Origin of the sequence: Mycobacterium sp. 155, assembly GCF_000373905.1 — a bacterium.
In the GTDB taxonomy this organism is placed as follows: Bacteria; Actinomycetota; Actinomycetes; order Mycobacteriales; family Mycobacteriaceae; genus Mycobacterium.
This window is the reverse complement of the sequence record NZ_KB892705.1, coordinates 2,603,990-2,630,036: the sequence shown is the minus strand read 5'-3', so window position 1 is coordinate 2,630,036 and position 26,047 is coordinate 2,603,990. Positions and strand designations below refer to the sequence as shown.

The following is a 26,047-nucleotide window of genomic DNA, read 5'->3' as shown; positions in this document are numbered from 1 at the left end:
GACAACCCTTTTGCTGGCCGGGAAGCGGTCCGAGGCGATGTTTGGATTGTTCGGTATGTGGGCACTAGACATGAGGAATTACCCGAACGTGCGGTCGATCCGTCGTATCCGCCACAGCAGCCGGGAGGAGCCGGGACGTTGCCGAAGACCACGAGGCAGGGTAAGGCCAAGCAGAGTGAGCTGCCGAGCACGTTGAAGAAATCGGATGCCAAGGCGCAGCGGACATTCGCAAAAGCGCACGACTCGGCAGTGGAATCCTATGGCGAGGGTCAACGTGCGCACCGGGTGGCGTACTCGGCGCTCAAGCGCAGTTACGAGAAGGTCGGCGACCATTGGGAGGCCAAGGATCACAAGGGGCCATCCGATGCGCGGGCCCGTAGCGGCGGGCCCAATGCGAAAGGCGCGTCAGCGGAAGGAGTCAACGCGAGTGCCAGCAAGAAGCACCTGCTGGAGGTCGCGCGCCGGCTGGATATCCGAGGACGCTCGACGATGGACAAAAAAGAACTTGTGGAAGCAATCGAAAAAGAGAATCGCCGGGAAACGCGCAAGCGATGACGTGTCGTCTGGACTGATTCCCGGAGCCCGTATGTCAACGGTGAAACCGGTGGCCGGGGGTATGGTGGGCGAGACAATGCCTGGAGGTCACATGGCCCAAGACAACGCACCTGACGCAGGCGTGCGGTCTGTCGAGTTGCGAGTCGCGGCCAGAGTAGAGAACCTTGCCGTTCTCAGAACGTTGGTCGGTGCTGCAGCCACTTTCGAGGATCTTGATTTCGACATGGTCGCCGACCTACGGCTGGCGGTGGACGAGGCGTGCACCGCGTTGATTCGATCCTCGATGCCGGATTCGACGCTCGTCGTCGTCGTTGATCCGCGCAACGACGAAGTGGTCATCACCGCATCGACGACCTGCAGGGGCGAGAACGTGGTCGAGCCCGGAAGCTTCAGCTGGCACGTCCTGACGTCATTGGCGCACGAAGTGCAGACCTTCACCGATGGTCAGGACGCCGACACCGGCGCGGTATTCGGCATATCGCTGATAGCGAGGCGAGCGAGCCTTTCGCAGTGACATCGGAATACGCGGACGTCCTTGACATGTTCCGTGTGCTCGGCGGACTGGACGAACACACGCAGGCTTACGCCGACCAACGCGAAAAGATAGTCACCAGGTGCCTACCGCTGGCGGACCACATCGCTCGTCGCTTCGACGGGCGCGGAGAAGCCCGCGAAGACCTCGTGCAAGTCGCGAGGGTGGGGTTGGTCAACGCCGTCAACCGGTTCGATGTCGAGACTGGCTCGGACTTCGTATCATTCGCCGTGCCAACGATCATGGGTGAGGTACGGCGGCACTTCCGCGACAACAGCTGGTCGGTCAAGGTACCGCGGCGGCTCAAGGAACTACACCTGCGCTTGGGAACGGCGACATCTGAACTCTCTCAACGGTTAGGCCGCGCGCCCACCGCGTCCGAACTCGCCGAAGAACTCGGTGTCGACCGCAACGAAGTCGTCGAAGGTCTGGTGGCGGGCAGCTCCTACAACACACTGTCCATCGACAGCGGTGGTGGCGGAGACGAGGAGACTCCCGCCATCGTGGATTCCCTCGGCGACGTCGACACCGCCCTCGAACGCATCGAGAATCGCGAGACGTTGCGCCCGTTGTTGGCGGCGTTGCCCGAGCGGGAACGCACGGTGCTGCTTCTGCGGTTCTTCGAATCACAGACTCAGACGCAGATCGCCGAACGGGTCGGTGTCTCGCAGATGCACGTCTCGCGTCTGCTTGCGAAATCGCTAGCGCGGCTGCGGGACCAGTTGCAGTGATCGTGCGGCCCATGAGGTAAAGCCCCGAGCCGTCCTGGGTACGCCGAAAGTCGTTGCTGGCGTGAAAGTCACGTGTGCACTTCCAAGCCCAGTGCCGCCTCCGCATACCGCCTCACGGTGTCCTCCGACATCGCGGCGGCATCCTCGAACCCGGGACGGCCCCGGCTGCTCATGAACCCGGTGACGGGGTCGAGTACGACCTCGGCGAGCAGTTCGCCGGTCGTGGGCTCGCACACCGCCCACGTGTAGCGGGTGTCATCGGCCCAGCCGTCCTCGGCGTCGTGCACGTAGTCCAGGTCCGTTTCGCCCAGATCGGCGAGCGCGGGCCGGTCGTCGACGCGGTCATCGGCACGCAGTCCGCGCAAGTACCACTGGCCGTTGTTGATTTCAACAGGTTCCACATGTCCCCCAAGATGCCAAATGGCCACTTATGACACAGGATTCACCGGAATCCGCGCCATAGGTGGCCACTCGGTGCGAAAGATCTACTTGATCTCGGCGATCACGGTGCCCTGGGTGATGGCCGCGCCAGCCTCCACCGCCAAGCCGGTGATGGTGCCGTCCTTGTGTGCGGTAACCGGGTTCTCCATCTTCATGGCCTCCAGCACCACCACCAGATCGCCTGCGGAGACCTCCTGGCCCTCCTCGACGGCGACCTTGACCACGGTGCCCTGCATCGGTGCGGTCACCGCGTCGCCCGAAGCGGCAGACGCGCCGCTGGCGCCACGTTTACGCGGCTTCGGCTTCTTGCGAACCACGCCGGCGGGGGTGCCGCCGCCACCTCCACCGAGCGCCAGGTCGCCGGGCAGTGACACCTCGAGGCGGCGGCCGCCGACCTCGACCACGACGGTCTGCCGTGGGACGGTGTCCTCTTCCTCGATCGGGTCGCCACCGGTGAACGGCTCGACGGTGTTGTCCCACTCGGTCTCGATCCAGCGGGTGTGGACGTCGAACTTGTCGCCGTCACCGATGAACGCCGGATCGCTGACCACGGCGCGGTGGAATGGGATCACGGTCGCGAGGCCCTCGACGTTGAATTCGGCGAGCGCCCGGCGGGACCGGTCCAGCGCCTCGTCGCGGGTGGCGCCGGTGACGATCAGCTTGGCCAGCATCGAGTCGAACTGACCACCGATGACCGATCCGCTCTCCACGCCGGAGTCCATCCGGACGCCCGGGCCGGTCGGAGCCTCGAACTTGGTGACCGGGCCGGGGGCGGGCAGGAAGCCGCGGCCGGCGTCCTCGCCGTTGATCCGGAACTCGAACGAATGGCCGCGAGGGGTCGGATCCTCGGTGATGTCCAGCGCCTCGCCGTTGGCGATCTTGAACTGCTGGCGCACCAGGTCGATGCCCGCGGTCTCCTCGGTCACCGGGTGTTCGACCTGTAGACGGGTGTTGACCTCGAGGAAGCTGATCAGGCCGTCCTGGCCGACCAGGTACTCGACGGTGCCCGCACCGTAGTAGCCGGCCTCCTTGCAGATGCGCTTGGCGGACTCGTGGATCTCCTTGCGCTGTGCGTCGGTGAGGAACGGGGCCGGAGCTTCCTCGACCAGCTTCTGGAAGCGGCGCTGTAGCGAGCAGTCGCGAGTGCCGGCGACGACAACGTTGCCGTGTGTGTCAGCGATGACCTGAGCTTCGACGTGACGGGGCTTGTCCAGGTAGCGCTCGACGAAGCACTCACCGCGGCCGAACGCGGCGACGGCCTCACGGGTCGCCGACTCGAACAGTTCGGGAATCTCCTCGAGGGTGCGGGCCACCTTCATGCCACGGCCACCGCCGCCGAACGCGGCCTTGATCGCGACCGGCACGCCGTACTCTTTGGCGAAGGCGACGACCTCGTCGGCGTTCTTGACCGGGTCGGGGGTGCCGGGCACCAGCGGGGCTTGCGCGCGGGCGGCGATGTGGCGGGCGGTGACCTTGTCACCGAGGTCGCGGATGGACTGCGGGCTGGGCCCGATCCAGATCAGCCCGGCGTCGATGACGGCCTGGGCGAAGTCGGCGTTCTCACTCAGGAAGCCGTAGCCCGGGTGGATGGCGTTGGCGCCAGACCTCGCGGCGGCGTCCAGGATCTTCTCAAAGACCAGGTAGGACTCGGCTGAGGTCTGCCCGCCCAGAGCGAACGCTTCGTCGGCGAGCCGTACGTGTGGCGCGTCGGCGTCGGGCTCGGCGTACACGGCCACGCTGATCAGGCCGGCGTCCTTGGCGGCGCGGATCACCCGAACCGCGATCTCCCCGCGATTGGCGACAAGCACCTTGGAGATCTTTGAGCTGGCGTGGTTGGCCACGGTGCCTCCTCGGCAGGTTCTCTAAGAATCGTCTTTAAGAATGTATCGCGGGAAGTTTATGCGGCGCTCCCTAACGCTCGGTGAGGCGGTGCCGGTTACTTGAAAGTAAGTTTTCACAGGTTGCGGTGACCTGGGGTGCAGTGCCGGCTCAGCGCAAGCGCCGTTTGATCCGGGCCAGCATGGCTGACATCCCACGTAACCTCAGCGGACTGATCAACGCGGCCAGCCCAAGGTCGGTGTAGAAATCGTCGGGGACCGCGAGGATGGCGGCGGCGGACTGGCCGTCAAGCCCGGTAGCCAGGATCGCGGCGAAGCCCCGCGTCGTGGGAGCTTCGGCGGGCGCGCTGAAATACAACCGGACGTGATCAGGGTCGGAGGCGTCGACGTCGAGGAACAACGGCGACTGGCACTCCGGCACAGGCTCCATGGCCGCCTCTACGAGCTCGGGCGGCAGCGCCGGCAATTCGTTGGCGAACTCCAGCAGGAGCTGGAGCTTGTCCTGGCCGGACACTTCCTGGAAGTCCGAAACCACCTCCGCCAGAGCCGCCGGCATGGAGCTCATGAGGCTCCCGGGACTTCACCTGCATCAGGGCCGACCGCGACCGGCACGCGCACCGCGTTGCCCCATTCGGTCCACGAGCCGTCGTAGTTGCGGACACCGGGCAGCCCGAGCAGATGCGTCAGCACGAACCAGGTGTGGCTGGAGCGTTCACCGATACGGCAGTAGACGACCGTCGTGTCGTCAGGTTTGAGGAAGCCGTACAGCTCCTCGAGTTCGGCACGGCTGCGGAACTCGCCACTGTCCTTGGCTGCCTTGGCCCACGGGATGGAGCGCGCGGTCGGGATATGGCCGCCTCGCAGCGCACCCTCTTCGGGATAGTCGGGCATGTGCGTGCGCTCGCCGGTGTACTCCTGTGGCGATCGCACATCGATCAGCGGCTGCTTGCCGAGGATGTCGAGGACGTCCTGTTTGTATGCCCGGATCGGGGCGTCGTCGCGCTCGACGACGGGGTAACCCGAGGTCTGCCGGGACGGCACGTCAAGGGTCGTGTCGCGGCCGTTGGACACCCACAGGTCGCGGCCACCGTCGAGCAACCGCACATCGGGGTGGCCGAACAACGTGAACACCCATAGCGCGTAGGCGGCCCACCAGTTGCTCTTGTCGCCGTAAATCACCACGGTGTCGTCCCGGGCGATGCCCTTACGATCCATCAACTCGGCGAACTGCTCGCCGGTGATGTAGTCGCGGACATGAGGATCGTTGAGGTCGGTGTGCCAGTCGATCTTCACCGCGCCGGGGATGTGGCCGGTGTCGTAGAGCAGCACGTCCTCATTGGACTCGACGATGGACAGTCCGGGCCTGCCGAGGTTGCTGGCCAGCCAGTCGGCAGTGACCAGGCGTTCGGGATGGGCGTATTCGGTCAGTGTGGGGCTGGGATCTGCAGGCAGCGGCACGACCACGAGCGTACCGCTGAGCGGGAAAGCGCTGTTCGGCGGTAGGAGTCCGCTGTCAGGCGGTGTACACGACCTCGTAGGCGACGGCGTAGCGGCGCATGGCCTGGCCGGTACGGCTTTTCATCTGAGAGGACCGCGTACGAAACAGTGACCCGCCGTCCTGGCACCATGTAACGACCCGCAGCAGGCGCTTGCCCGGTGCGAGCTGCTTGGCGATGACGTCGGCGAATGCGGCGCGCAGCCGCTCCAGATCATAGGTCTCGATGTCGCGTGTTATGCGTACGTCCCACATCGTTTCTTCGACTGGCATGCGGCCCAGTGTCGACCCGTCGGAGCGCATATCGGAGTCATCGGCGCGGCGTGCCGTCACGGAAAAAGGTTGCAATTTGGTCACCGTAGAGTGGTGACGGCCGGCCCGGCCCTGTGCCGCCTGAGTCGAAGTGGCCGCCGAGATGGTGAATTCTGTTGTCGTGCAATGGCAGTCGGTCGGCTGTCCCGTCCATGGACAGAGCGCCCATCCGATTCAGGAAGTCCTTGGTCGGCCTGCCGCATCGTCCGGGCGGAGTTTGGCTGACGCCGGCGGGGGTATCCAGATCGCCAAAAGAGGAGCGATGCCCGATGAAAGCGGCGACATCCGGTCGAGCAGGAGCCAGGGTTCGGCTGTCCCACCATGTCATCCGGCTCGACGACGGGCATCAGGTCGGTGTCTCCATCGGTGGCCGAGGTGTTCCGTTGGTCTTTCTGCACGGTTTGGGACTGAGTCGTCGCGCATACGTACGCCTGCTCAGCCGAGTCGCCGGCCTGGGGTTCCTGGTCGTGGCCGTCGACACTGCCGGCCACGGCGACACGCACGATCTACCTTGTGACGCAGGGGAACTCAGCGACCGAGCCGATCTCGTGATTCGAAGCCTGGATGCGCTCGGGATCAATCGGGCTGTCTTCGCGGGACATTCGATGGGTGGGCGAATGACAATCCACCTTGCCGCCACCGCACCCGAGCGGGTGATAGCGGCCATCCTGTTCGACGCCGCCGCGGGCACGTCGTTCGACGCCGCCGTGGCCACCGTGGCGCATTCGCCCCGTCAGATATTGCGCGCCATCTTCGCAGCGGTGAGTGACATGTACCGGGACCCGTTTCGAATGCAGCTCGCGTCCGCAAGCAGATACCTACGCATGTTGAGCGCTGTCGCGATGGGCCGATTCCTGCCCCCGACGGGATTCACCGGTGCGGCACGAGCGATCCTGCAGTCGAGGGAATGCACTCCGCTGCTGCGGGTCATGCGAGAACGGCATATTCCGACAATGGTGCTCCATGGCGAAAGCGATGCCATCGTGCCGTTCGAAAGCGCTTGCGAGGTCGCGAATGACGCGAACGCGACGTTGTACCGGGTGCGTGGCGCCTGCCATTCGTGGCTCATCACCAACCCGCGCCGTGGAGCCGACTCGGTCCGCCGGCTGCTCGAGGGTGCGTTGGGCGACGTGCTTCGACAGACTGCCGCAGAGTTGAGCATCGCCGACTGGCGCGACATCGACGAATGGGACCGGACGCTGACCGCGCCGGACGCGTGGGTGCGGAAACTGAACGCCGACGACAACCTGCTGGGCATGGATGTAGCCGAGCGGGTCGACATGGAGTTGGTGCGCCGTGCCGAGCGTCCAAGCATCGCGCGGCAACATGTCGCAGCCGTCCGCCAATTACTTCTGCCCCGAGACGTGCGCACCGCATGACCGCGTGTCGATGTGCGCTCGGGCGTTAACTCATCGCGCAGATTCTTGCCAGAGATCCGCGATGGAGAGCCCGGCCGTGGCCAGCATGCGGCGCAGCAGCGGCAGACTCAAGCCGATCACGTTCGACGGGTCGCCGTCGATGCGGTCTACGAACCAGCCGCCGAGCCCATCGAGCGTGAATCCGCCTGCAACGCCGAGAGGTTCACCGGTGCCCAGATAAGCGTCGAGGTCTTCTTCCGTGGGTGTCGCGAAATGCACTGTGGTGGCGGATGTTTCGACAATACGGTGGCCGATGGATCCATCGCGCACGGTGATCACTGCGTGTCCGGTGTACAGCCGGCCCGCCTGGCCGGACATGGCGTGCCACTGTTCGCGTGCCACGTCGGCTGTGCCGGGCTTCCCGCATAGCCGACCGTCCAGGAAAAGCATGGAATCGCAACCGATCACCACACAGTTGGAGGCGATCTCGGCGGGCAGCCGAGTCACGACGTCGTCGGCCTTGGCCACCGCCAGCTCGCTGACCACGTGATCGGGTGGGGCATCGCCCAACCCGGCGATGAGCGCGTCCTCGTCAACGCCCGAAACCACCACCGCGGGGTCGATGCCCGCGTGGCGCAGTACACCGAGGCGGCCCGACGACGCGGAACCCAGGACGACGCGCGTCATCAGCGCCGTTTCTTCTTCTTCGCGCAAGCGCTCGTCATGGGTGACGAGGCTATCGAGCCTTCGCGGTCTGTTCGCCGTCGGTGTGGTGAGCGGCCCTGATCGCGTCTGGAAAGCCGCAGTGCGTGGTCCGGCAAGCAAACTTTTGAAGGCGATGAGCGGGCCCACCTCGGCGGAATGATGCTGGGCTGTTTCAGCAACATGCTGTAAGAGTGCTGAAACTGCATACCTAAGACTAGTTTAAGCGGCGATGCAAAAAGGGCCATCAACTGGCGCTGCCTAGCCGGTCGCCACTTAAGCAACATCACAGCGTGTCGGATCCTGGGATCAAATATTGGGATCTAGCTGGTGTAATGCTACAAAACTAGCCACATCAAATTATGTTTGGCAACGTGTCGATCGTGTACTAGCGTAAGCTTCATCACCGTGGAGGCCCCATCACTGACCAACGATGGGGAAGGTGCTACTTATTAGCTGTAACTGCGCTGACGAACGGATCGGGGAGCTTGAAGTGAGTAGGGCCATATCCGACGCTCGGCATGTGACAGAGGTTGTCGCAATGCCGGTGCCGCGCAGGCTTCGGGCGTGGCAGCGCGGTTACCTTCAATTGCTCTGGATCTCCGACGCCTTCGTCGTCACCTTGGTGATCGCTGGTGCTCAATCCCTGAGGTTCGGAAGTCTGCACGGTGAAAGCCTCGCGGGCTACAACTCGGTGGGCTATTCGATCGTGTCCCTGGCCTTAGCCGCGGCGTGGTTGGCTGCGATGGCCATCTACCAGACTCGCTCTCATCGTGTGATCGGGAGTGGGCTCGAAGAGTATCGACGGGTCTGGGCTGCGACGTTGTCTGTGTTCGGAGCCGTCGCTGTGGCTTCCACGCTCTTCCGGCTTGACATTGCACGTGGCTACCTCGCGATTGCGCTCCCGGCGGGGCTGATGATGCTGACTCTCAATCGCTGGCTGTGGCGTCGATATGTCGCACACCGCCGGGTCGACGGCGCGTTCATGAACACCGTCCTCGCGGTTGGCCGGCCGGATTCGGTTGAGGAGTTGGCCGAGGCGCTGGCGAAGCGTCCCGCTGAGGGATACCGGGTGATCGGCGTGTGCGCCCCCGGACTGTTCAGTCGTGACCATATAAACATTCCTGGACTGGGGCATGTGCCGGTCTTCCCCAACGACGGGGACCTTGCCGCCGTAGTAGCGGAATCAGGAGCCGACACCGTGGTGCTCACTTCGGGGTACCTGCGCCCGGACGCCATCCGCGACCTGTCGTGGCAATTGGAGAAGCTGGATGTCGATCTGGTGGTTTCACCCGGCATGGTCGACGTAGCCGGTCCGCGGCTGACCGTGCGCCTGGTAGGCGGACAGCCTCTGATCCACGTCGACAAGCCTCGCTACGACGACGCCAAGTGCTTCCAGAAGCGCGTCTTCGATATCTGCTTCTCGATTCTGGCCCTCATCTTGGTCTCCCCGATCCTGGTCGCTGCGGCACTGGCCATCAAACTGTCGAGCCGCGGACCAGTGCTCTATCTTTCGGAGCGAATCGGATTGGACGGCAAGCCATTTCAGATGATCAAGTTCCGCAGTATGGTCGTCGACGCGGATCGCCGACTGTCTGACGTGGCCCACCTCGACGAGGGCGGTGGTGTGCTGTTCAAGATCCGGCGAGATCCACGGATCACGCCAGTAGGGCGCATCCTTCGTCGGTGCAGCATCGACGAACTGCCCCAATTCTTCAACGTGCTGAGCGGTGCGATGAGTGTGGTCGGTCCGCGACCGCCACTGCCAAACGAGGTGGCCTCCTACAACTCTCAGGTTCGGCGCCGGTTGTTGGTGCGGCCGGGGATTACGGGTTCGTGGCAGGTGAGTGGGCGCTCCGACCTAACCTGGGAAGAGTCAGTGCGACTGGACCTCTCATACGTCGAAAACTGGTCGATGCTCACCGACCTGGCCATCGCGGTCAAAACCGTACGGGCCGTATGGCTGGGGTCTGGCGCCTATTGACCGGACGCATCGTGAACCCCTATGAGGCGCCGCAATCAAACCTCGAAGTTCTTGGGGAGTGATGATCCGCTTGCGCGGAGAGTAGTGACTCGACCGCGGTGTGTTTGATGCGGCTGGCGCCTTTGAGGGGCCGATGACGTCGGCGTCCCGTCCGGACCGGCCGATGGAGACCGTTCGCATTGCAGATCAGACGGCGACATTTCGCGCATCGGGTTCCAGCCTCAGATGTGGCTCGATGCCGGCGGTGGTCAGGTCACCGAGGCGGCCCGACGACGCAGAACCAGGACGATGCGCGCCAGGTACCGCTTCTTCTCCTTTTTTGCGCAGCGCCTTATTACCGCCGAATGTGGGTCCGCTCCAACAACGTCACCCGCTGCCAGCTGAAGATCGAGTAGCGCAGCTTGTCCGCCGGATGTCCCCACAGGTTGCGATCGCGGCGGACCCGTTCGACGCCGCCGGCGGTGGCGCCCAGCACGGCCATCAGCACGGCCATGTCCTCGTCGGTCGGATTGCCGGTGAGGACTTTGATGTGAGCCTCGTGGTCGGCCTTCGCTTCGTCGGCCTGGACCTCGTCAGCTGTCACGGTCTCGTTCGCCCCGCTCACAGCAGTTGAATCGTTCGCCCCGCTCACAGCAGTTGAATCGTTCGCCCCGCTCACAGCAGTTGAATCGTTCGCCCCGCTCACAGTGGAATGTTCCCGTGCTTCTTCGGCGGCGTCTGCACGATCTTGCGGTCCAGCAGCCGTAGCGCGGTACCGATGTAGCCACGCGTGTGCGAGGGCGGGATGACCGCGTCAACGTATCCGCGCTCGGCAGCGATGTAGGGGTTCACCAGAGTGTCCTCGTAGGTCTGCTGCAGTTCGAGGCGCAGCGCGTCGACGTCCTGCCCTTCCTGCGCTGCCTTCCTGAGATCGGAGCGGTAGACGAAGCCGACCGCACCCGAGGCGCCCATGACCGCGATCTGCGCTGTCGGCCACGCCACGTTGACGTCGCAACCCATGTTCTTGGACCCCATCACGCAGTACGCGCCGCCGTATGCCTTGCGGGTGATGACGGTGACCTTGGCGACGGTGGCCTCGCCATAGGCGTAGAGCAGCTTGGCGCCGCGGCGGATGATGCCGTTGTACTCCTGGTCGGTGCCAGGCAGGAAGCCGGGAACGTCGACGAGCATGACGATCGGAATGTTGAAGCAGTCGCAGGTGCGCACGAACCGGGCGGCCTTCTCCGAGGCGTTGATGTCCAGGCAGCCGGCGAACTGGGTGGGCTGGTTGGCGACGATGCCGACCGGGCGGCCCTCGATGCGGCCGAATCCGATGATGATGTTCTGCGCGTAACCCGCCTGCACCTCGAGGAATTCGTCGTCGTCGAGGATGCGCGAGATGACCTCGTGCATGTCGTACGGCTGGTTCGGCGAATCCGGGATCAAGGTGTCTAGCTCGAGGTCCTCCTCGGTGAGGTTGTCCTCGATCGGCCCGACCGGCGGCTCGGCCGGGTAGTGCGGCGGCTCGGCGAAGTTGTTGGGGGGCAGATAGCTCAGCAGTTCGCGAACGTAGTCGAAAGCGTCCTGCTCGCCGGAGGCGACATAGTGCGCGGTACCCGACTTGGCCTCGTGGGTGTGGGCGCCGCCCAGCTCCTCCATGGTGACGTCCTCGCCGGTGACGGTCTTGATGACGTCGGGCCCGGTGATGAACATCTGGCTGGTCTGGTCGACCATGACGATGAAGTCGGTCAGCGCGGGGGAGTAGACGTGGCCACCGGCGGCGGCGCCCATGATCAGGGAGATCTGCGGGATGACGCCCGAGGCCAGGATGTTGTTGCGGAAGATCTGGCTGTACAGGCCCAGCGAGACGACGCCTTCGTGGATCCGGGCGCCTGCGCCGTCGTTGATGCCGATCAGTGGGCGGCCGGTCTTGATGGCCAGCTCCTGCACCTTGACGATCTTCTCGCCGTACACCTCGCCGAGGCTGCCGCCGAATACGGTGGCGTCCTGGCTGAAGATGCATACATCGCGGCCGTCGATGGTGCCGTAGCCAGTGACCACGCCATCGCCGAGCGGGCGATTGTCGGCCAGGCCGAAGTTGGTGCTGCGATGGCGGGCCAGCGCGTCGAGTTCGACGAACGAGCCCTCGTCGAGCAGCGCGAAGATGCGCTCGCGGGCGGTCAGCTTGCCTTTGGCGTGCACCTTCTCCACGGCGTCCTCGCCGACGGGGTGCAGTGTCTCTACGGTGCGCTTGCGCAGGTCGGCCAGCTTGCCTGCGGTGGTGTGGATATCCACCGTGTGCTCGGCTTGGGCTTCCGGCGGCTCGGTAACGCTCGTCATGGGTCACGATGCTATCGGTGCGACGGTGCTGCGTCTCGGGTGGCCCTTAGTTTTTCCTTAGAGAAGTTCGGCGCGCAGGTACTCGACCGCCGGTGGGTACCGACGGTCTCCATGGAATCCAGCCCAAGGCTGGTCATATCCAGCACACTTTATCTGCGGTGCTGAAGAGAGGCGCTCGATGTGTAGGTTTGAGGCCGTGGCTTTGCGGTCGTATCGATGGGTGCCTGCGGTCGTACTTGCATTTTTGTTGCTAATGACACTAAAGATGCCTGGTAGATAGGTTGAAGGTGCCTGATGGAGAGGTTGAACTCAGCGAGCGTGGTTGCCGATCTCGATTTAGCTGATAGTGTGTTAACTAGAGTGCATCTCAGCAAACGAAAGTAGCCTTAGCGCCATGAGCAATTCGCCGGTGGGGTCAATGGAAATGCGGATTGCAACGCCTGAATCCGATTCGGTTGTGTGCCGGTTGTGTGGTTCGACCCGCCTGGTCAGCGTCCTCGATCTGGGTGCCACTCCGCCTTGTGAGAAGTTCCTCGCAGTCGCCGAGCTTGATCTCCCCGAGGTGACCTACCCGCTGCATCTGAGGCTGTGCGAAGACTGCATGTTGCTGCAGATCCCGGCGTTGATCACTCCCGAGGACACCTTCACCGAATACGCGTACTTCTCGTCGTACTCCGATAGCTGGGTGCAGCATTCCAGGGACTTCGTCCACGGGGTCATCGAAAATCTGGGACTCGACAACAACTCGTTGGTCATCGAAGTCGCTAGTAACGACGGCTACCTTCTTCAGCACACCGTGGCGGAAGGCATCCCCTGCCTGGGGATCGAACCCTCGGTCAATGTCGGTGCGGCCGCCCGCCAGCGTGGAGTGCCCACCATAACCGCATTCCTCGATGAGGAGTTGGCGCAGCGCGTGAGTGCCGACCACGGTCCGGCGAACCTTGTGATTGCCAATAATGTCTACGCCCACATCCCGGACCTCGTGGGGTTTACCCGGTCACTGCGTGGCTTGATGGCCGACGACGGCTGGCTGAGTATCGAGGTGCATCACGCGTTGAACCTGGTGACACTTGGCCAATTCGACTCTATCTATCACGAGCATTTCCAGTACTACACGGTGCTTTCGGCCATCCGTGCGCTGGCTTCCGGAGGGCTGATCGTCGTCGACGTCGAGTTGCTCGCGACGCACGGAGGGTCATTGCGGCTATGGGCACGGCCGTCCGAGGCTGCTGGAAAACCCTCCGAGCGGGTGGCCGAGGCGTTACGAGCCGAAGAAGAAGCCGGGCTCCATCATGTCGACGGCTACCTTCAGCTGCACGCCCGAACGGCGAAGATTCGCCACGATCTGTTGCGATTCCTGTTGGACTGCAAGGCCTCCGGGAAGAAAGTCGTCGGTTACGGTGCACCGGGCAAGGGCAATACCCTGCTGAACTACTGCGGTATTCGGTCCGACCTGCTCGAATACACCGTGGACCGCAACCCTTACAAGCACGGCCGCTACACCCCGGGGACCCGGATTCCGATCCACGCTCCGGAGATGATCGCCAAAGATCGGCCAGACGTCGTGCTTGCGTTGCCGTGGAACCTCGAAGCGGAGTTGACTGAGCAACTCGCCTATATCGGGGAGTGGGGTGGACAACTCGTCTTTCCACTCCCGGAATTGCACACATCGAACTCCGAAGACATTGGAGGACAGTCAATATGAAGGTGGTTCTGTTCTGCGGCGGATACGGCATGCGGATGCGCACCAATTCGACCGACGATATCCCGAAGCCAATGCAGATGGTGGGACCCCGCCCGCTGATCTGGCATGTGATGCGGTACTACGCCCACTACGGACACACGGACTTCATCCTGTGCCTGGGTTACGGCGCATCCCACATCAAGGACTACTTCCTGTCCTATCAGGAGACCGCGTCCAACGATTTCGTCATGCGCAATGGGCAGGTCGAACTGTTGCACAGCGATATCAGCGACTGGTCCATCACGTTCGTCGACACCGGCTTGGAATCTGCCATCGGCGAACGACTCAGGCGGGTACGCAAGCACATTCAGGGTGACGAGTACTTCCTGGCCAATTACGCCGATGTCCTGACCGATGCCCCGCTCGACGACGTTATCGACAAGTTCCATCAATCGGGCGCCGTGGCGTCGATGATGCTCGTCTCGCCCCAGCAGTCCTTTCACTGCGTCGAGGTCAGCGAAGCAGGTGAGGTTAAGGACATCATCCCCGCCTCCGATCTCTCTGTATGGGTGAACGGCGGCTACTTCGTCCTCACTCAAGAGGTATTCGATCTCATCCCCGAAGGCGGTGACCTTGTCGCCGACGCGTGTGGAACGTTGGCTGGCCAGGGCAGGCTGTTCGGTTACAAGCATGGTGGATTTTGGAAGCCGGCAGATACTTTCAAGGAGCGTGCCGAACTCGACATCGGGTATCAGCAGGGCGATCGGCCCTGGGCAGTTTGGGAACGCGACGTCGACACGCTCGCGGGTAGCCCAGCGCCGCAGTGAGGTTGCAGGTTCACCACATCTCCGGTGGTCAGCCCCCGTCTGCAGCGGCTGTGCGAGGAGAGCCGCCTGGACGAGTCGATGCGCAGGATCACGGCAAGTGCGTGAGCAGTTCCCGCCAACTGGCTGCGGAGGCGTCGCGGGCCGACACCATCGTCACGGGCAGCGGCCAGGCGATTGCCAGATCGGGGTCGTCGTAGGCCACTCCGATATCTTCGCTCGGATTGTGCGGACGATCGATCCGATAGCAGACGTCTGCCGTCGCGGAGATCGCTTGAAAGCCGTGCAGAAATCCCGGCGGGACGTACAGATGGTGGAATTCGTTGTCGTCGAGCGTAAAGGCCTGCTGCGCACCGAACGTCGGCGAATCCGGCCTGATGTCGACCAAAACGTCGTGAACCGCGCCGTGGGCGCACCTGACCAGCTTCGCCTCACCGCGTCCGGCCCGGCCATGCATGCCCCGGACCACGCCGCGGGTCGACCTGGACTGGGAGTCCTGGATAAACGTCGTGGAAGTTCCTGGGACGCCCACGAATTCGTCGAAGACGGCAGCGTCGAACGTTCGGGTGAAGAACCCCCGTTCGTCGCGGAAGAGCTCCGGAATCAGCACAATGACATCGGCGAGGTCGGTCCGTTCGACGCGCATGAGGTTATCGTGCCATGAGCGTCTGCTGAGGTGCGGGGACAGCTGATTGCACCGTGTTCTTGACGTGAGCGAGCGTCCGTACCGCGGAGAGCCGACAAGCGAACGAGCAGCGTTGTGGGGGAGTCCAGCGTCGGGTCCTTGGGCTACGGTCAGGACTTCAGGTGCGGTGCGGCGCACAGTGGCCAACCGCAGCCTGCGCAGTGCGGCATCGAGGTCAGCGGGCAATGGCGGCAACAATTTTGGTTCTACGAACACCTCCGGTGGTGGTGTCGGTGATCCGATAGGTTTCCGGTGAATGGATCTGTGCCATAGGAAGATCCACGAGCGCCACCGCACGGCGCAGTTCGTGTTCGGTCACAATCGTCCCCGTGGCCGGTTCAACGATGAATAGGGCACCGTGGTCGATGGCCAACGCCACGGTAGTGCCGATCAGCCGGGTGGGCAGCGAATAACGGGCCGAGGCGTACCGCACACATGAGAGCCGGTCGACTGTGCCGCACCGCGTCTATGTGCAGGCGGCGTCCATTGTTCGACCGATGCCTGGCAATGTCATTTCGGAACGCCGGGGCAGTGCCTGGTTTCCGGAGCTGGTTGATTGCTGGCGGACACCGAAACCGATGACCGACGGCGACACCGCTGAGCTGCCAACCCCACTACCGACGACGCGACACGATCATCAGGAGCCGCGGCTGGAGTGGTAGGAGCGCGCATGCGAGAGGCGAGAACTCTACTGCCTCGGATCCATCTTGGCCAGAACTTTCCACAGTGTCGATGCAAGGTAGCTGTAATCACGTCAGTATGTGTCATTGCCGATGGAATTACCTGGTTAACACGGATTCATACCGCCTCGTCAATATCGATCTAAGAGTTGCGAAACCTGTACGATTGTGACAAGTTTAGTGCGCAACGCCTGTTGGCGACTGCCCATGCGGGGGTGATTGAAAGTCCAAGCTGCCTGGGGATGGTCCAGCAGCGTTTGATGGCGTCTCCCTAGGTGAGAGGCCGGATCACGCAACGGCGCGCATGCAGAGCAACAAGCGAGGGAGTGGGTGAATTGCTGGTCAATGCTGACGCGCCGCGCCTGAACGTACTGTCTTGTGTTTGCTGTGGTCCAGCTATGAAGGCGTATGTTGTCGATCCGACAGGATGGTCACGGCTCACCTGGTGAATATTGCTTAACCGCTCTACGTGCAAGTCGGCTACGACGAGATCTGTTTGCAGAACGACGTTGCCACGGTGGCCGACCTGAGCACACACGCGATAACGACGAGCGATTCGTCCATTAAAAGCAGGAGATGGGGACTGCGACCAAACCGACCCCACCCCCTGCTCTTCTCAACCTCCCAGTGAAGGAAGGCTCTTTCATGCTACGGATGGCACCCACGCCAGGCACTCTTCGGCTAGCAGGTTCGCGCTCTCGGTACTGATCTGGCCAAGCCTTCAAGAGAGCACACGGTGATGGTGAATTCTGTAACGCACGTCTGCGAACGAACACTTGCTGGCCCGCCGAAGCAGACAGAGCTCGTGTCATGACAGCAATCAGCGCGCTCGCTGGCGGGACAACTTTGCCGGGGCAGCAGCCTGAGAGGCGCAACCGGAACGCCCACTTCCTGCAGAACACGCAGACTGGCCGCAACTCGCTCGGCTATTCGGTGATCTTCAGCCGGATTGTCGGGATCTGGATGCCGTTCGTAACGGCTTACTACACACGTGCCTCTCGTATCGCCGGGGCTGGACATGGTGAAAGGTTCTGGCGGAATGTCAGTTGCTGACCTTGTGCCTCAACAGCCGGCGGGATTGGCGACAAAGGATCGTCCACTCCAATGCAGATCCTGGCGGGATCAGTACCGACGGTCATTGTGGTTCTCGGATGCTGTGGTCGTAACGTTGGCCGTTGCGCTCGCGCAGTGGTTACGTTTCGGTGACGTCAACGATATTGGCCTTAGCGGACACACTCAGATCGACTACTCCCTGGTCTCCGCGTCGCTTGTCGCGGTCTGGGCCGCGGTCTTGGCAATCTACAAGACTCGTTCGCCACGTGTTTTGGGACAAGGTTTGGATGAGTACCGCCGGGTGTGGGCTGCGACTTTGTGCCTGTTGGGTGCCATTGCCGTCATCTCTGCTGTGTTCAAGATCGACATCGCGCGTGGGTATCTCGCCTTGGCGTTCCCGATTGGCCTCGTGGCGCTGACCATGAACCGCTGGCTGACACGGAAGTATGTCGCGCGCCGCCGCGTCGGTGGTGAGTTCATGAACACGGTGCTCGCCGTCGGTCAACCGGACTCGGTGCGGGCGCTTACCCGGTCACTCGCGCGATGCCCTGCCGACGGATACACAGTCGTGGGGGTGTGCGGCCCGGGGATGGCACTGCACGACTCGTTGCACATCGGTTCGGACTCCGTCCAGGTGTACCCCTACGACGGGGACATCACCCGCGCAGTCGTCGAGTCGCTCGCCGATACGGTCATGCTGACTTCAGGGCACCTGAGTCCCGATGAAATTCGCGATCTGTCTTGGCAATTGGAGAAGCTGAACGTCGACCTCGTAGTGTCACCCGGGATGGTCGATGTCGCTGGCCCACGGTTGACCGTTCGGCCCGTCGGCGGGTTGGCCCTTATCCACGTGGACAAACCACAATACAACGGCGCCAAGCAGTTCCAGAAGCGTGCATTCGACGTGTGCTTCTCGCTGATTGTTCTGCTGGCAGCCGCGCCGATAATGATTGCTGCTGCGCTGGCCGTGAAGCTCTCAAGTAAGGGGCCGGTGTTCTACGTTGCGGAACGTGTCGGTCTGGATGGTCGACCGTTTCGGATGATCAAGTTCCGCAGCATGATTGTCGACGCCGACAAACGGGTGGCTGACGTGGCCCATCTAAACGAGGGTGGCGGCGTGCTTTTCAAGATCCGGGCGGATCCCCGAGTCACTCCGGTCGGCAGGTTCCTTCGCAAATACAGCATCGACGAGTTGCCGCAGTTCATCAATGTGCTGCGGGGCGAGATGAGCGTGGTCGGGCCGAGACCGCCGCTCCCTAGTGAGGTCGAGTCTTATGACCACCAGGTCCGTCGGAGACTGCTCGTACGTCCTGGCATTACCGGGTTATGGCAGGTCAGTGGCCGCTCCGACCTGTCGTGGGAGGACTCGGTCCGGCTGGATCTCTCCTATGTGGAGAACTGGTCGATGATTAACGACCTGGTCATCGCGATGAGCACGCTCAGCGCGGTGGTCAGAGGCTCGGGTGCCTACTGATGACAGAGGTCGCCATCGTCAGTGCGGTGAATCCGTACCCTGCTGACGACGGAAAGAAAGTGGTTCTTGGGGGACTCATCGACTATTTCACGACGCGTTTGTGCCCCCAGAGGGTGCACTACCTGCTCGTGGCAAATCGGGCGCACGGCGATTTCGGTGTGAATCTGCGGTCTTTCAAGGGTCCGTCCGCGGCACAAGCCTGCCGAAATGTGGCTACTCGCACTCTGGTCGGTCGCTCGAGTATTCAGGAATCCCTGCTATGGTCCCGAGGCACCGAGCAAGCCGTGCAGCGAAGCCTTCGGGAGATCGATCCGCAGATCGAGCTTTACGACACGGTTCGTGCGGCCCAGTACGCTGACAATGCGCCGGGGCCGACGCGTATCTGCTACATCGACGATCTATTTTCGGAACGATACGCAACGATGCTGGAGGCCAGCAAGACCGATAGAAGCGTGACGATCAAGCCCCTGGCAAACTTCGCCAAACACGTACCGGCCAAACTGCGTTTCCTTTCCCAGAATCGCATTCCCCAAAGAGTCCTCCTCACGGCGGAGAAACGCCTCATCGCGCGCAGCGAGGATCGCACGGCACGGTCGGTGGATCAGTGTCTATTGGTCAATCACTATGAGACGGAACTATTGCAGAAGAGGGCTGCGGTGGGCGAGGGGCGTATTTCGACCATTCCGCCGCTCATCAAGGAACCGACAACCGTTAGTCGTAACTTCCAAGGTTCGCCGGAGTTCCTCTTTCTGGGGCTCCTGTCGGCGCCTCACAACGATGAAGGACTACGATCCTTTATATGTGACACGTGGCCGAAGGTTCTCAGCCGAATTCCAAATGCGCGGCTTCGGGTGGTAGGTCGCGAGCCGCAACCAGAATTGCTCGCGGCTATAGCCAGTTTCGGTAGCGGCTCGATATCGTTAGAGGGATACGTACCAGACCTCGATACCTTGATGGCCCAAAGCGCAGCGATTCTGAACCCGATGCGCTTTGGATCGGGGGTAAAGATCAAGATACTCGAATCTCTTGGCCGAGGTTTGCCAGTGGTCTCAACCACGATCGGGGCCAGGGGCGTGCTCGCGGGAATTGAGAATGGTGTCTGTTTGGCCGATGACACCGACGAATGGGTCGAGCAGCTCGGTCGACTTACGTCACCGAAGTACAACTCTATGGTATCTATGGCGGCATCGGAGCATTTCGAACAGACGTATTCGAAAAATGTAGTATTTGCTGCGTATGATCGTATTTTCGGTCTCGGCTGAATCGGCGTGAATACGTGAATAAATGGATGGCACGTCGGTGTCGCGGCAAGTCGATGCGACGCACTAGCGTCGTATATCGAGAGCGATCAGCGCCGATTGTCTGATCTGATGCCGAACTCCAACTCGGGGCGATGGCGGTAGCTCCGAAAGAAACTATCCAATATTCGACCGGAGCCGACACATGTCCGCCGTTGCCCAACCAGCTGAACGATTATCGATCGACATTCCGCTAGTCGATGGCAGCTTTCAATTTATTGCGTGATCACTAACTGCGGAACCGGCGTGGGAGTCTAAGCTATCCGTCGATCGACGTCGCAGTGATTGAGCAGTCACAGCGGCCACGATCACTCCGGCGATCACCCCGATGGCTGTCCAACGGGTTGATCTATTTGTGCTTGTTGTTTCTTTTACACTGTCGACGGGTACGATTCGGTACGCGGATTGTGTATCGAGACCTGCCCAACGCTCGCTCCCATTTGCCAACGCTCTATCCAAACTGGCCCGTGCGCGATCTGAGTCGGCGTCCGTCGCACTCACCGTAATGAGGCCGCGAACGGTGTCCGCAAAGGTTTTTATTCCGGGCATGTCAAATCCGGCAATAACCGCATAGGTTGGAAGCAGCACTTCCCGGCTTCTGACGTCGAGCGCGTAAGCGTAACGCCACCCTATTTTGCCCGAAGGTAATAACGTGACACTTTGACTTGCTGTGTGTACCTCGGTGGACGATGCATAGACGACAGTGGCTGTGGTGGCGGCACCGAGGAAAACGCCAAGCGTTAGCGCCGATAACCTTCGCCGCCAGTCGGGGCTGGCACCGCAATCGTCAGTCGTCGTCGACGCCAACGATCCCGCCAGGGCGAGTAGGACCGCGAACGTCCGGAAATAGGACAAATGCAGGAACACACTCGCAACTGACCAGCCGATGAGGGCTGCCAGCGTTGCGGCTGCGAGCGATCGATCGGCCAGATTCCGTACGGCCGAAAGCCGGGTTACGCGGAACGCGATGTAGCCAATAAAGCCTCCGACGAAAATCAGCCATCCCAGTAGACCGACGATTCCGCTTTCAGCAGCGAGCTGGAGGTATAGGTTGTGTGCGGCCGTGGGGCCTCGTTCAAAATCAAGGACAGCCGTATTGACGAAGCCCGCATACTTCGGTACCGACGGTGCGAAGAGATCGGGCCCAAGCCCGAACACCGGCCTGTCCCGAAACATATCCCAGGCCATCTCTTGTGCTGCTGTCCGGTCGTGCACCGACGTATCTAGGCCGTACTGCTGTCCCGAATCTGATACGTCGGCGACCAATGCGGACAATCGGTCGCCTATCCCCGGCACCAGAAATACCAAGGCGACCAGCGGTACGGCCATGAGCGCCCGGCGCCGCGCAACTGGACCGCTTGCTACCGCCCAGACCAGGAACACCATCGCTGTGGCGAGGAACGTGCCGCGTGACTGGGTGAGGTACACGCCGGCCAGCAGCGCAAGCATCGACACCGACCATCCCAGTACCGCCATCCGACGCCCCGACTGAACTGCGCGGACGATGAGGGCGCCAGCCAGCGGTAGACCTAAGATCAGATGCCGACCCCAGAAGTTGGGGTCGTAAAGCGGCCCACCGTACCTCAACGTTGTGACGAGTTCGCCTGATTGCTCCGTGACGTTCGCGAAGCCACCGAACGGCTGGGTGCCTCCAAAAACCACTTGGTTGATCAGGGTGAGAACTGACAACACCGCCAGCGGCACCACGACAGCTGCAGCGACCGCCCACGGCTTACCGCTCAGTTGCGCCAGAACCAACAGAACGAAGAGAAACACGCAGTCCATGACGTAGTGGGTCATCATGGCCATTGAGCGATCGGCGTCAAGACTCTTGAAGGTGGCCAGCAGTTGCGTGGCCAGATAACAGGCGATAAGCCCGGCGCAGATGACCGTTCCCCGGTTTAGGCGCCCCCGCATCTGTGGGTCGCGAAGAGCAAGAACCACGGTCAACAATCCCAGGCCGAGGGACGCGTGGAAGACGGGAACGGAACTGTGCGTGGCTACCACCCCAGCAAGATTCGTCACTTCAATGACGACCATCGCGACGAGCATGACTTGCGGACGCCGCGCCGCATACAGGGCAGCGGCGATAGCGGCGGGTAAACCGACTGCGATGATCATCGGCTTCGGCCCAAGCACGGCTAAGCTCACGACTGCCAATCCCGCGCCGATGAGGCCAATAGCCGCGCCGCGTCCCGTCAGTGAACGTCCAACTGCAGTCACCGCAACGGGATCTCGATTGTCGCGGGGGCGTCATCGCCGGCGATCATCTTTTCGGCGCTGTGGTTGTGTCGGGTGTCAAGGGTCGCCGCGGCGGTTTGCGTGTCGGCCACGTTCCAGTCGACGGGCGAGACGGCCGATGCGCTCTCCCTATACCGGTGCTTCTTGCCCGAAGCTCGGTTCCCGGGATCACCAGGTGCACGGTGTGCCGGTCCTCTGCGTGTTGACCGGCTGACAAGCGACCCGGCGCCCGCTCCAACCAACAGCCCCGCTAGCCCTAACGCGCCGAACATCTTGGCGGAGCCAGTTCCCGCCGATCGAGCGCTGCCGTGCGGCGAGCCGACGATTTCCAGCCTGAACGGGCCCGATACCGACGCGGCAAACCCGATAGCGTCGGTCAGTACGGAGTCCAGCGCCCGCTCAGCTACGCTCGGTGAGCTTGCCCGCATGGTGACCGTGATCAGCGTCGTGTCGGGTATGACTCCGGCCTTAAGAGTGAGGCTGGAGATTGGCACCTGCGAGGATTCCGCCGCGGAAGCGAGCCAACGGTTGTCTTCCAGTACGATCGCGGCCGATCTGGTCGCTTGACCGCGATTGAGCACCTCCCAGAAGCTGGGTATCTCCTCAACTGGAATATCCGCCGCGGGAAGCATGGCCAGCGTCGCCTGAGCTGTGAACTGCTCTGAGCGGCCTGTGAATACATAGGCGATAGCGACCCCAGTCGACAGGCCAAAAGCAGCCAGCAGTACTACAACCAGCCAGGCTCGGGTTCTGTTCACACCAATTTTCCTTTCGAGCTTCGCGCGCTCACTGCCTGGGACCGGCGGCTCACCGACCGCGCGGCAGCCAGCCCCGCGCGGACGAGCTCAGGCGCGGTGACCCGTAGCGCAAGAATGTAGGTCGGCAATCCAGCCAAAACCATGACAACGAGTGCTGCAGGGGCGGTTAGCGAACTCGTCGATTTTCCGACGACAACCATAACCGCTCCCATAACCGCAGCGGCCGGGGTCGGACGCGAGACCGCCCTCAACGTTTCGCGCAAAGGCAACCCGGCGACTGGGCCCAGCACCCACATTCGGGCCACGAAGTGCACGATCTCGATCGTCAGCAGTACAAATGCAACCATCACAATTCCGTGTCCTGCTGCCCACCAGATAGGAACGACCATGGTGGCGAGCTTTACCACTTCGATAGCGGTGAGCGTCGTCGGTCGTCTCAAGGCTTTGTACACATCTCCGGAATGAAATGACGCCGAGTAGATCAGGGTATATAGCGCAAGCACCGCAAGCACCGGTGCAGCACTGCTGTATGTCGGCCCGAACAAGGTCCCTATGACGGCTGGTGCGGCGGCGGCCAATGCGACGCTGATCGGCGCGGTAAGGGCAACAACCACGGTCAGGACCTGAAGGTAATGCTGTGCAACCGCCGCTCGGTCGTGTTGTAGTCGCGACAGGGAGCTGAACAGCACCTCGCTGATCACAACGCAGAGATTGAGCACCAGCAGTTCTGGCAGTCTGTACGCAACTGTGTACAGGCCCAGCTCTTCGTCACCCAGGCGCAAGCCGATGGCCAGATAATCGACGTTATATATCGCGAAAGCGAGCAGTGTGACTGCGCTCACGGGGAGTCCGAAGCGAATCAGTGCGACCGCTTCGCTCCTGTCGAACTCGATCCGGACGGCTGTTCGTGCAACCCACCAGTACAACGTGGTCATGACGATGGCAGCAGCGAGCTGGCCATATATCAGGCTCCATACACCGAGCCCGTTGATGGCTAACACGACAGTTAGGACCGCCCGTGTGGCGGCACCGAGCGCCTCCGGCAGAATTCGGCGGCGAAAGTCCAAGGCCCGCCGTAGGTAGGCGGCTGGAATCGTGCTGAGCGCCGAGATCATCAACGCGATGGCGAGGGCACGAATCATCGGTGTCAGATCGGGATGGTGCAGGGCGTCTGCAATCAACCCAGCCATGCTCACGATCGCGACGCTGGCAACGACACCGAAGACCAACGTGAGCGTCAGACCCGTTGGTGCAATGCGATTCCAGTTTTTCGGACTCTGCACCAGTGCGGCACCGACGCCGAGATCCCTGACATAATCGAACAGGTTGACCACCAGGAGCGCCATGGCAAACAATCCGAAGTCAGCGGGTGTGAGTAGGCGCGCGACGATAACTGTCATGATCAACGACGAGCTTTTGCTCAGGCCGTAGACCAGGTAATTCCATGCGACCTGGCGCCCCGTTGGCGGCGGGTTCGTATGATCGAACGCAGGGTGTGGCTGCTGTGTACACCCGTCTGCGTGGTTGCAATCGTCCTCAGTGAAACTGTTGCGGTCCGGCGCATCTCGTGCAGGCCGGCACCGTTGAATCAGTGTTCGCAATCTCACAGTTAATCAGCGGCGTTCGCATCGGCGGGTCCGGCTTGCCAGCGTGGAACGACGGCGCGCACGCCGATTCGCTGCAGCTGAATGTCCGCACCCGGATTCATTGGCAAACTGTAACCCACTCCGACCAGCAATCACTCCGTGTGTTGACTAGGTCACTGGCCTCGTTGACCAGCGGTGCGGTGAACTGGGCAATTGCGGGTTAGGTGGTTGCTGCAGACGTCTATGCGACCGATATTCGACGGGTCACCGTTGGACGCTGCCGCGATACGGTAGGTAGCCTTTGGTCTCGGAGTTGAATGCCCGCATATTTGCTCGGCGGCGTGGGAAGGGATACGACATTGACCGGCGTCGTTGGATCCACGTGTGCCGCAGATTCGTGTCGCAATGCCCGCCGGCCGCGGAGGTTCGGCCGGTTGGCCATGGCCGGTCTGTTTGTGGTGGGAATGCTGGGCTGCGCCAGTCCGTCCGCTCATGCACTGTTCGAGGCGTTTGCCGTGGATAGCCCGTGGCGCACGAGAATTCCCGAAGGGGCCCCGCTGGACCCGAACAGTGCGGCGATGATTGAGTGGGTCTCTCGGGATGGCATGGCCGCCGGTCTGGTCGCTTATGGCGTTCCGATTTATCGGGCAACGGTGGAGACTCCGCGGTATACGGTGCGGTGCACGATCACGTCGTGGGGGCGGTGCCCGTTTGACGGTTATCAGGTGCCGATTCCGGATGGTGCGGCTCCGAACACGGGGTCCGACGGGGCGATGGTGATCATCGATGAGTCGACCCGCAAGGTGTTCGAGTTCTGGCGGGCCGAGCGGTCCGGTAGTCAATGGACGGCGAGTTGGGGTGCGGTCAACGATCTGGATGGGTCGGGTTGGGGTGGGTCGAGCACCGGGTCGGGTGCGTCGCGGTTGGCTGGGGTGATCCGGGTCGCCGAGATTCAGGAAGGGGTCATTCCGCATGCGTTGGCGCTTCAGAGTGACAACGTGTGTGCACGGGTTTTCCGTGCGCCGGCGATTAAGACTGACGGTCAGTCCACGCGATCGGATTGTATTCCGGAGGGGGCGCGGTTGCGGCTGGATCCGGCGGTGGATCTGAATGCGTTGAACTTGACGTCTGCGGAGCGGACGGTGGCGCGGGCGTTGCAGGTTTATGGCGCCTACGTCGTCGATGCGGGAGGAGCGCCGTTGAGTGTCAGTTTCGAGTTGGATCCGACCGCTAGCGGTGGCTCGATCGGGAGTACTTATGAGCACGCAGGATTGCGGTGGGACTATGACCGCATGCGTGGGATTCCCTGGAATCGCCTACAGGTGCTGGAATGACGGCTTGATCCGTATCGCGGACGTCAAACTACTGGAACTGTCAGCTGAGGCTCTCCCCGGTGTAGCTTGGGCGAGCCTTTGGCCTGGCAGCTAATGTCGGCTACTTCAATCGCATTGCCATCAGGTTAAGCTCGTCGGCCAGTGCCAATGTCTACGGTCCAGG

22 protein-coding genes and 1 pseudogene are annotated in these 26,047 nt (G+C 62.2%); 10 read left to right on the top strand and 13 right to left on the bottom strand.

Features of this window, described 5'->3' with window-relative positions; all coding sequences use genetic code 11:
* Positions 1-138 precede the first annotated feature (138 nt).
* The 3 genes from B133_RS0112515 (at position 139) to B133_RS0112505 (ending at position 1,818) form a co-directional block, all read left to right on the top strand.
* Positions 139-555, top strand: coding sequence for a ChaB family protein (locus B133_RS0112515; RefSeq protein WP_018601554.1), 417 nt, complete (start codon positions 139-141; stop codon positions 553-555).
* A gap of 91 nt (positions 556-646) precedes the next feature.
* Positions 647-1,069: a hypothetical protein gene (locus B133_RS0112510; RefSeq protein WP_026256341.1), complete on the top strand. Its 423-nt coding sequence runs from the start codon at positions 647-649 to the stop codon at positions 1,067-1,069.
* A 26-nt stretch (positions 1,070-1,095) separates the two neighbouring features.
* Entirely contained in the window at positions 1,096-1,818 is a 723-nt protein-coding gene (locus B133_RS0112505; protein WP_232423365.1) for an RNA polymerase sigma factor SigF, read from the top strand.
* A gap of 68 nt (positions 1,819-1,886) precedes the next feature.
* Here B133_RS0112505 and B133_RS0112500 read toward each other — a convergent pair whose 3' ends face one another.
* The 5 genes from B133_RS0112500 to B133_RS0112480 form a co-directional block, all read right to left on the bottom strand.
* Positions 1,887-2,219 carry a hypothetical protein gene (locus tag B133_RS0112500; RefSeq protein ID WP_018601548.1) on the bottom strand — a complete coding sequence of 111 codons (333 nt, stop codon included), beginning with the start codon at positions 2,217-2,219 and terminating at the stop codon, positions 1,887-1,889.
* Positions 2,220-2,303: 84 nt separating this feature from the next.
* Positions 2,304-4,100: an acetyl/propionyl/methylcrotonyl-CoA carboxylase subunit alpha gene (locus tag B133_RS0112495; protein WP_018601546.1), complete on the bottom strand. Its 1,797-nt coding sequence runs from the start codon at positions 4,098-4,100 to the stop codon at positions 2,304-2,306.
* 148 nt (positions 4,101-4,248) lie between these two features.
* On the bottom strand, positions 4,249-4,662 hold the full coding sequence (locus B133_RS0112490; protein ID WP_018601544.1) for a cysteine desulfuration protein SufE: 414 nt from the start codon (positions 4,660-4,662) through the stop codon (positions 4,249-4,251).
* A complete protein-coding gene (locus B133_RS0112485) occupies positions 4,659-5,555 on the bottom strand; it encodes a sulfurtransferase (RefSeq protein WP_026256340.1) in 897 nt (298 codons plus the stop codon). Before B133_RS0112485 ends, B133_RS0112490 begins: the two co-directional genes overlap by 4 nt.
* 55 nt (positions 5,556-5,610) lie before the next feature.
* Positions 5,611-5,925: a hypothetical protein gene (locus B133_RS0112480; protein WP_232423293.1), complete on the bottom strand. Its 315-nt coding sequence runs from the start codon at positions 5,923-5,925 to the stop codon at positions 5,611-5,613.
* 248 nt (positions 5,926-6,173) lie between these two features.
* On the opposite strand from B133_RS0112480, the gene B133_RS0112475 reads away from it, so the two are divergent.
* Positions 6,174-7,283 (top strand): alpha/beta fold hydrolase, encoded by a 1,110-nt coding sequence (locus tag B133_RS0112475; RefSeq protein WP_018601538.1) that lies wholly within the window; start codon positions 6,174-6,176, stop codon positions 7,281-7,283.
* A 30-nt stretch (positions 7,284-7,313) separates the two neighbouring features.
* Here B133_RS0112475 and B133_RS0112470 read toward each other — a convergent pair whose 3' ends face one another.
* Positions 7,314-7,952: a nucleoside triphosphate pyrophosphatase gene (locus B133_RS0112470; RefSeq protein ID WP_198291061.1), complete on the bottom strand. Its 639-nt coding sequence runs from the start codon at positions 7,950-7,952 to the stop codon at positions 7,314-7,316.
* A 553-nt stretch (positions 7,953-8,505) separates the two neighbouring features.
* Here B133_RS0112470 and B133_RS0112465 point away from each other — a divergent pair.
* Complete coding sequence (locus B133_RS0112465; RefSeq protein ID WP_018601535.1) at positions 8,506-9,948, top strand: exopolysaccharide biosynthesis polyprenyl glycosylphosphotransferase; 1,443 nt, start codon at positions 8,506-8,508, stop codon at positions 9,946-9,948.
* A gap of 334 nt (positions 9,949-10,282) precedes the next feature.
* Here the strand turns inward: B133_RS0112465 and B133_RS0112460 are convergent, their stop codons facing one another.
* Both B133_RS0112460 and B133_RS0112455 read right to left on the bottom strand, forming a co-directional pair.
* Positions 10,283-10,552: an acyl-CoA carboxylase subunit epsilon gene (locus B133_RS0112460; protein WP_018601533.1), complete on the bottom strand. Its 270-nt coding sequence runs from the start codon at positions 10,550-10,552 to the stop codon at positions 10,283-10,285.
* A 77-nt stretch (positions 10,553-10,629) separates the two neighbouring features.
* Complete coding sequence (locus B133_RS0112455; protein WP_018601531.1) at positions 10,630-12,267, bottom strand: acyl-CoA carboxylase subunit beta; 1,638 nt, start codon at positions 12,265-12,267, stop codon at positions 10,630-10,632.
* Between the two features lie 418 nt (positions 12,268-12,685).
* On the opposite strand from B133_RS0112455, the gene B133_RS0112450 reads away from it, so the two are divergent.
* Positions 12,686-13,972, top strand: coding sequence for a methyltransferase domain-containing protein (locus B133_RS0112450; protein WP_018601529.1), 1,287 nt, complete (start codon positions 12,686-12,688; stop codon positions 13,970-13,972).
* On the top strand, positions 13,969-14,778 hold the full coding sequence (locus B133_RS0112445) for a sugar phosphate nucleotidyltransferase (protein ID WP_018601527.1): 810 nt from the start codon (positions 13,969-13,971) through the stop codon (positions 14,776-14,778). The genes B133_RS0112450 and B133_RS0112445 overlap by 4 nt, the downstream gene beginning before the upstream one ends.
* Positions 14,779-14,866: 88 nt before the next feature.
* Here the strand turns inward: B133_RS0112445 and rfbC are convergent, their stop codons facing one another.
* The gene (gene rfbC, locus B133_RS0112440) at positions 14,867-15,421 is read right to left on the bottom strand and encodes a dTDP-4-dehydrorhamnose 3,5-epimerase (protein ID WP_018601525.1); all 555 of its coding nucleotides are present in this window, start codon (positions 15,419-15,421) and stop codon (positions 14,867-14,869) included.
* A gap of 340 nt (positions 15,422-15,761) precedes the next feature.
* Positions 15,762-15,911 (bottom strand): annotated as a pseudogene (locus B133_RS24405) (IS21 family transposase); the annotation flags it as partial.
* 1,385 nt (positions 15,912-17,296) lie between these two features.
* Here B133_RS24405 and B133_RS0112420 point away from each other — a divergent pair.
* Positions 17,297-18,667: a sugar transferase gene (locus B133_RS0112420; protein WP_018601521.1), complete on the top strand. Its 1,371-nt coding sequence runs from the start codon at positions 17,297-17,299 to the stop codon at positions 18,665-18,667.
* Positions 18,667-19,929 carry a glycosyltransferase family 4 protein gene (locus B133_RS0112415; RefSeq protein ID WP_018601519.1) on the top strand — a complete coding sequence of 421 codons (1,263 nt, stop codon included), beginning with the start codon at positions 18,667-18,669 and terminating at the stop codon, positions 19,927-19,929. Before B133_RS0112420 ends, B133_RS0112415 begins: the two co-directional genes overlap by 1 nt.
* A gap of 246 nt (positions 19,930-20,175) precedes the next feature.
* On the opposite strand, the gene B133_RS0112410 is transcribed toward B133_RS0112415, so the two are convergent.
* From B133_RS0112410 to B133_RS22755, 3 genes are read right to left on the bottom strand one after another with little or no spacing between them, the layout of a single operon-like run.
* Positions 20,176-22,188: an O-antigen ligase gene (locus tag B133_RS0112410; RefSeq protein WP_026256332.1), complete on the bottom strand. Its 2,013-nt coding sequence runs from the start codon at positions 22,186-22,188 to the stop codon at positions 20,176-20,178.
* Entirely contained in the window at positions 22,185-22,964 is a 780-nt protein-coding gene (locus B133_RS0112405) for a hypothetical protein (protein WP_018601513.1), read from the bottom strand. Before B133_RS0112405 ends, B133_RS0112410 begins: the two co-directional genes overlap by 4 nt.
* The gene (locus tag B133_RS22755) at positions 22,961-24,571 is read right to left on the bottom strand and encodes a lipopolysaccharide biosynthesis protein (protein ID WP_255349244.1); all 1,611 of its coding nucleotides are present in this window, start codon (positions 24,569-24,571) and stop codon (positions 22,961-22,963) included. The genes B133_RS0112405 and B133_RS22755 overlap by 4 nt, the downstream gene beginning before the upstream one ends.
* Before the next feature lie 557 nt (positions 24,572-25,128).
* Between B133_RS22755 and B133_RS0112390 the strand changes: the two genes are divergently transcribed.
* Positions 25,129-25,884, top strand: coding sequence for a hypothetical protein (locus B133_RS0112390; RefSeq protein ID WP_232423291.1), 756 nt, complete (start codon positions 25,129-25,131; stop codon positions 25,882-25,884).
* Positions 25,885-26,047 lie beyond the last annotated feature (163 nt).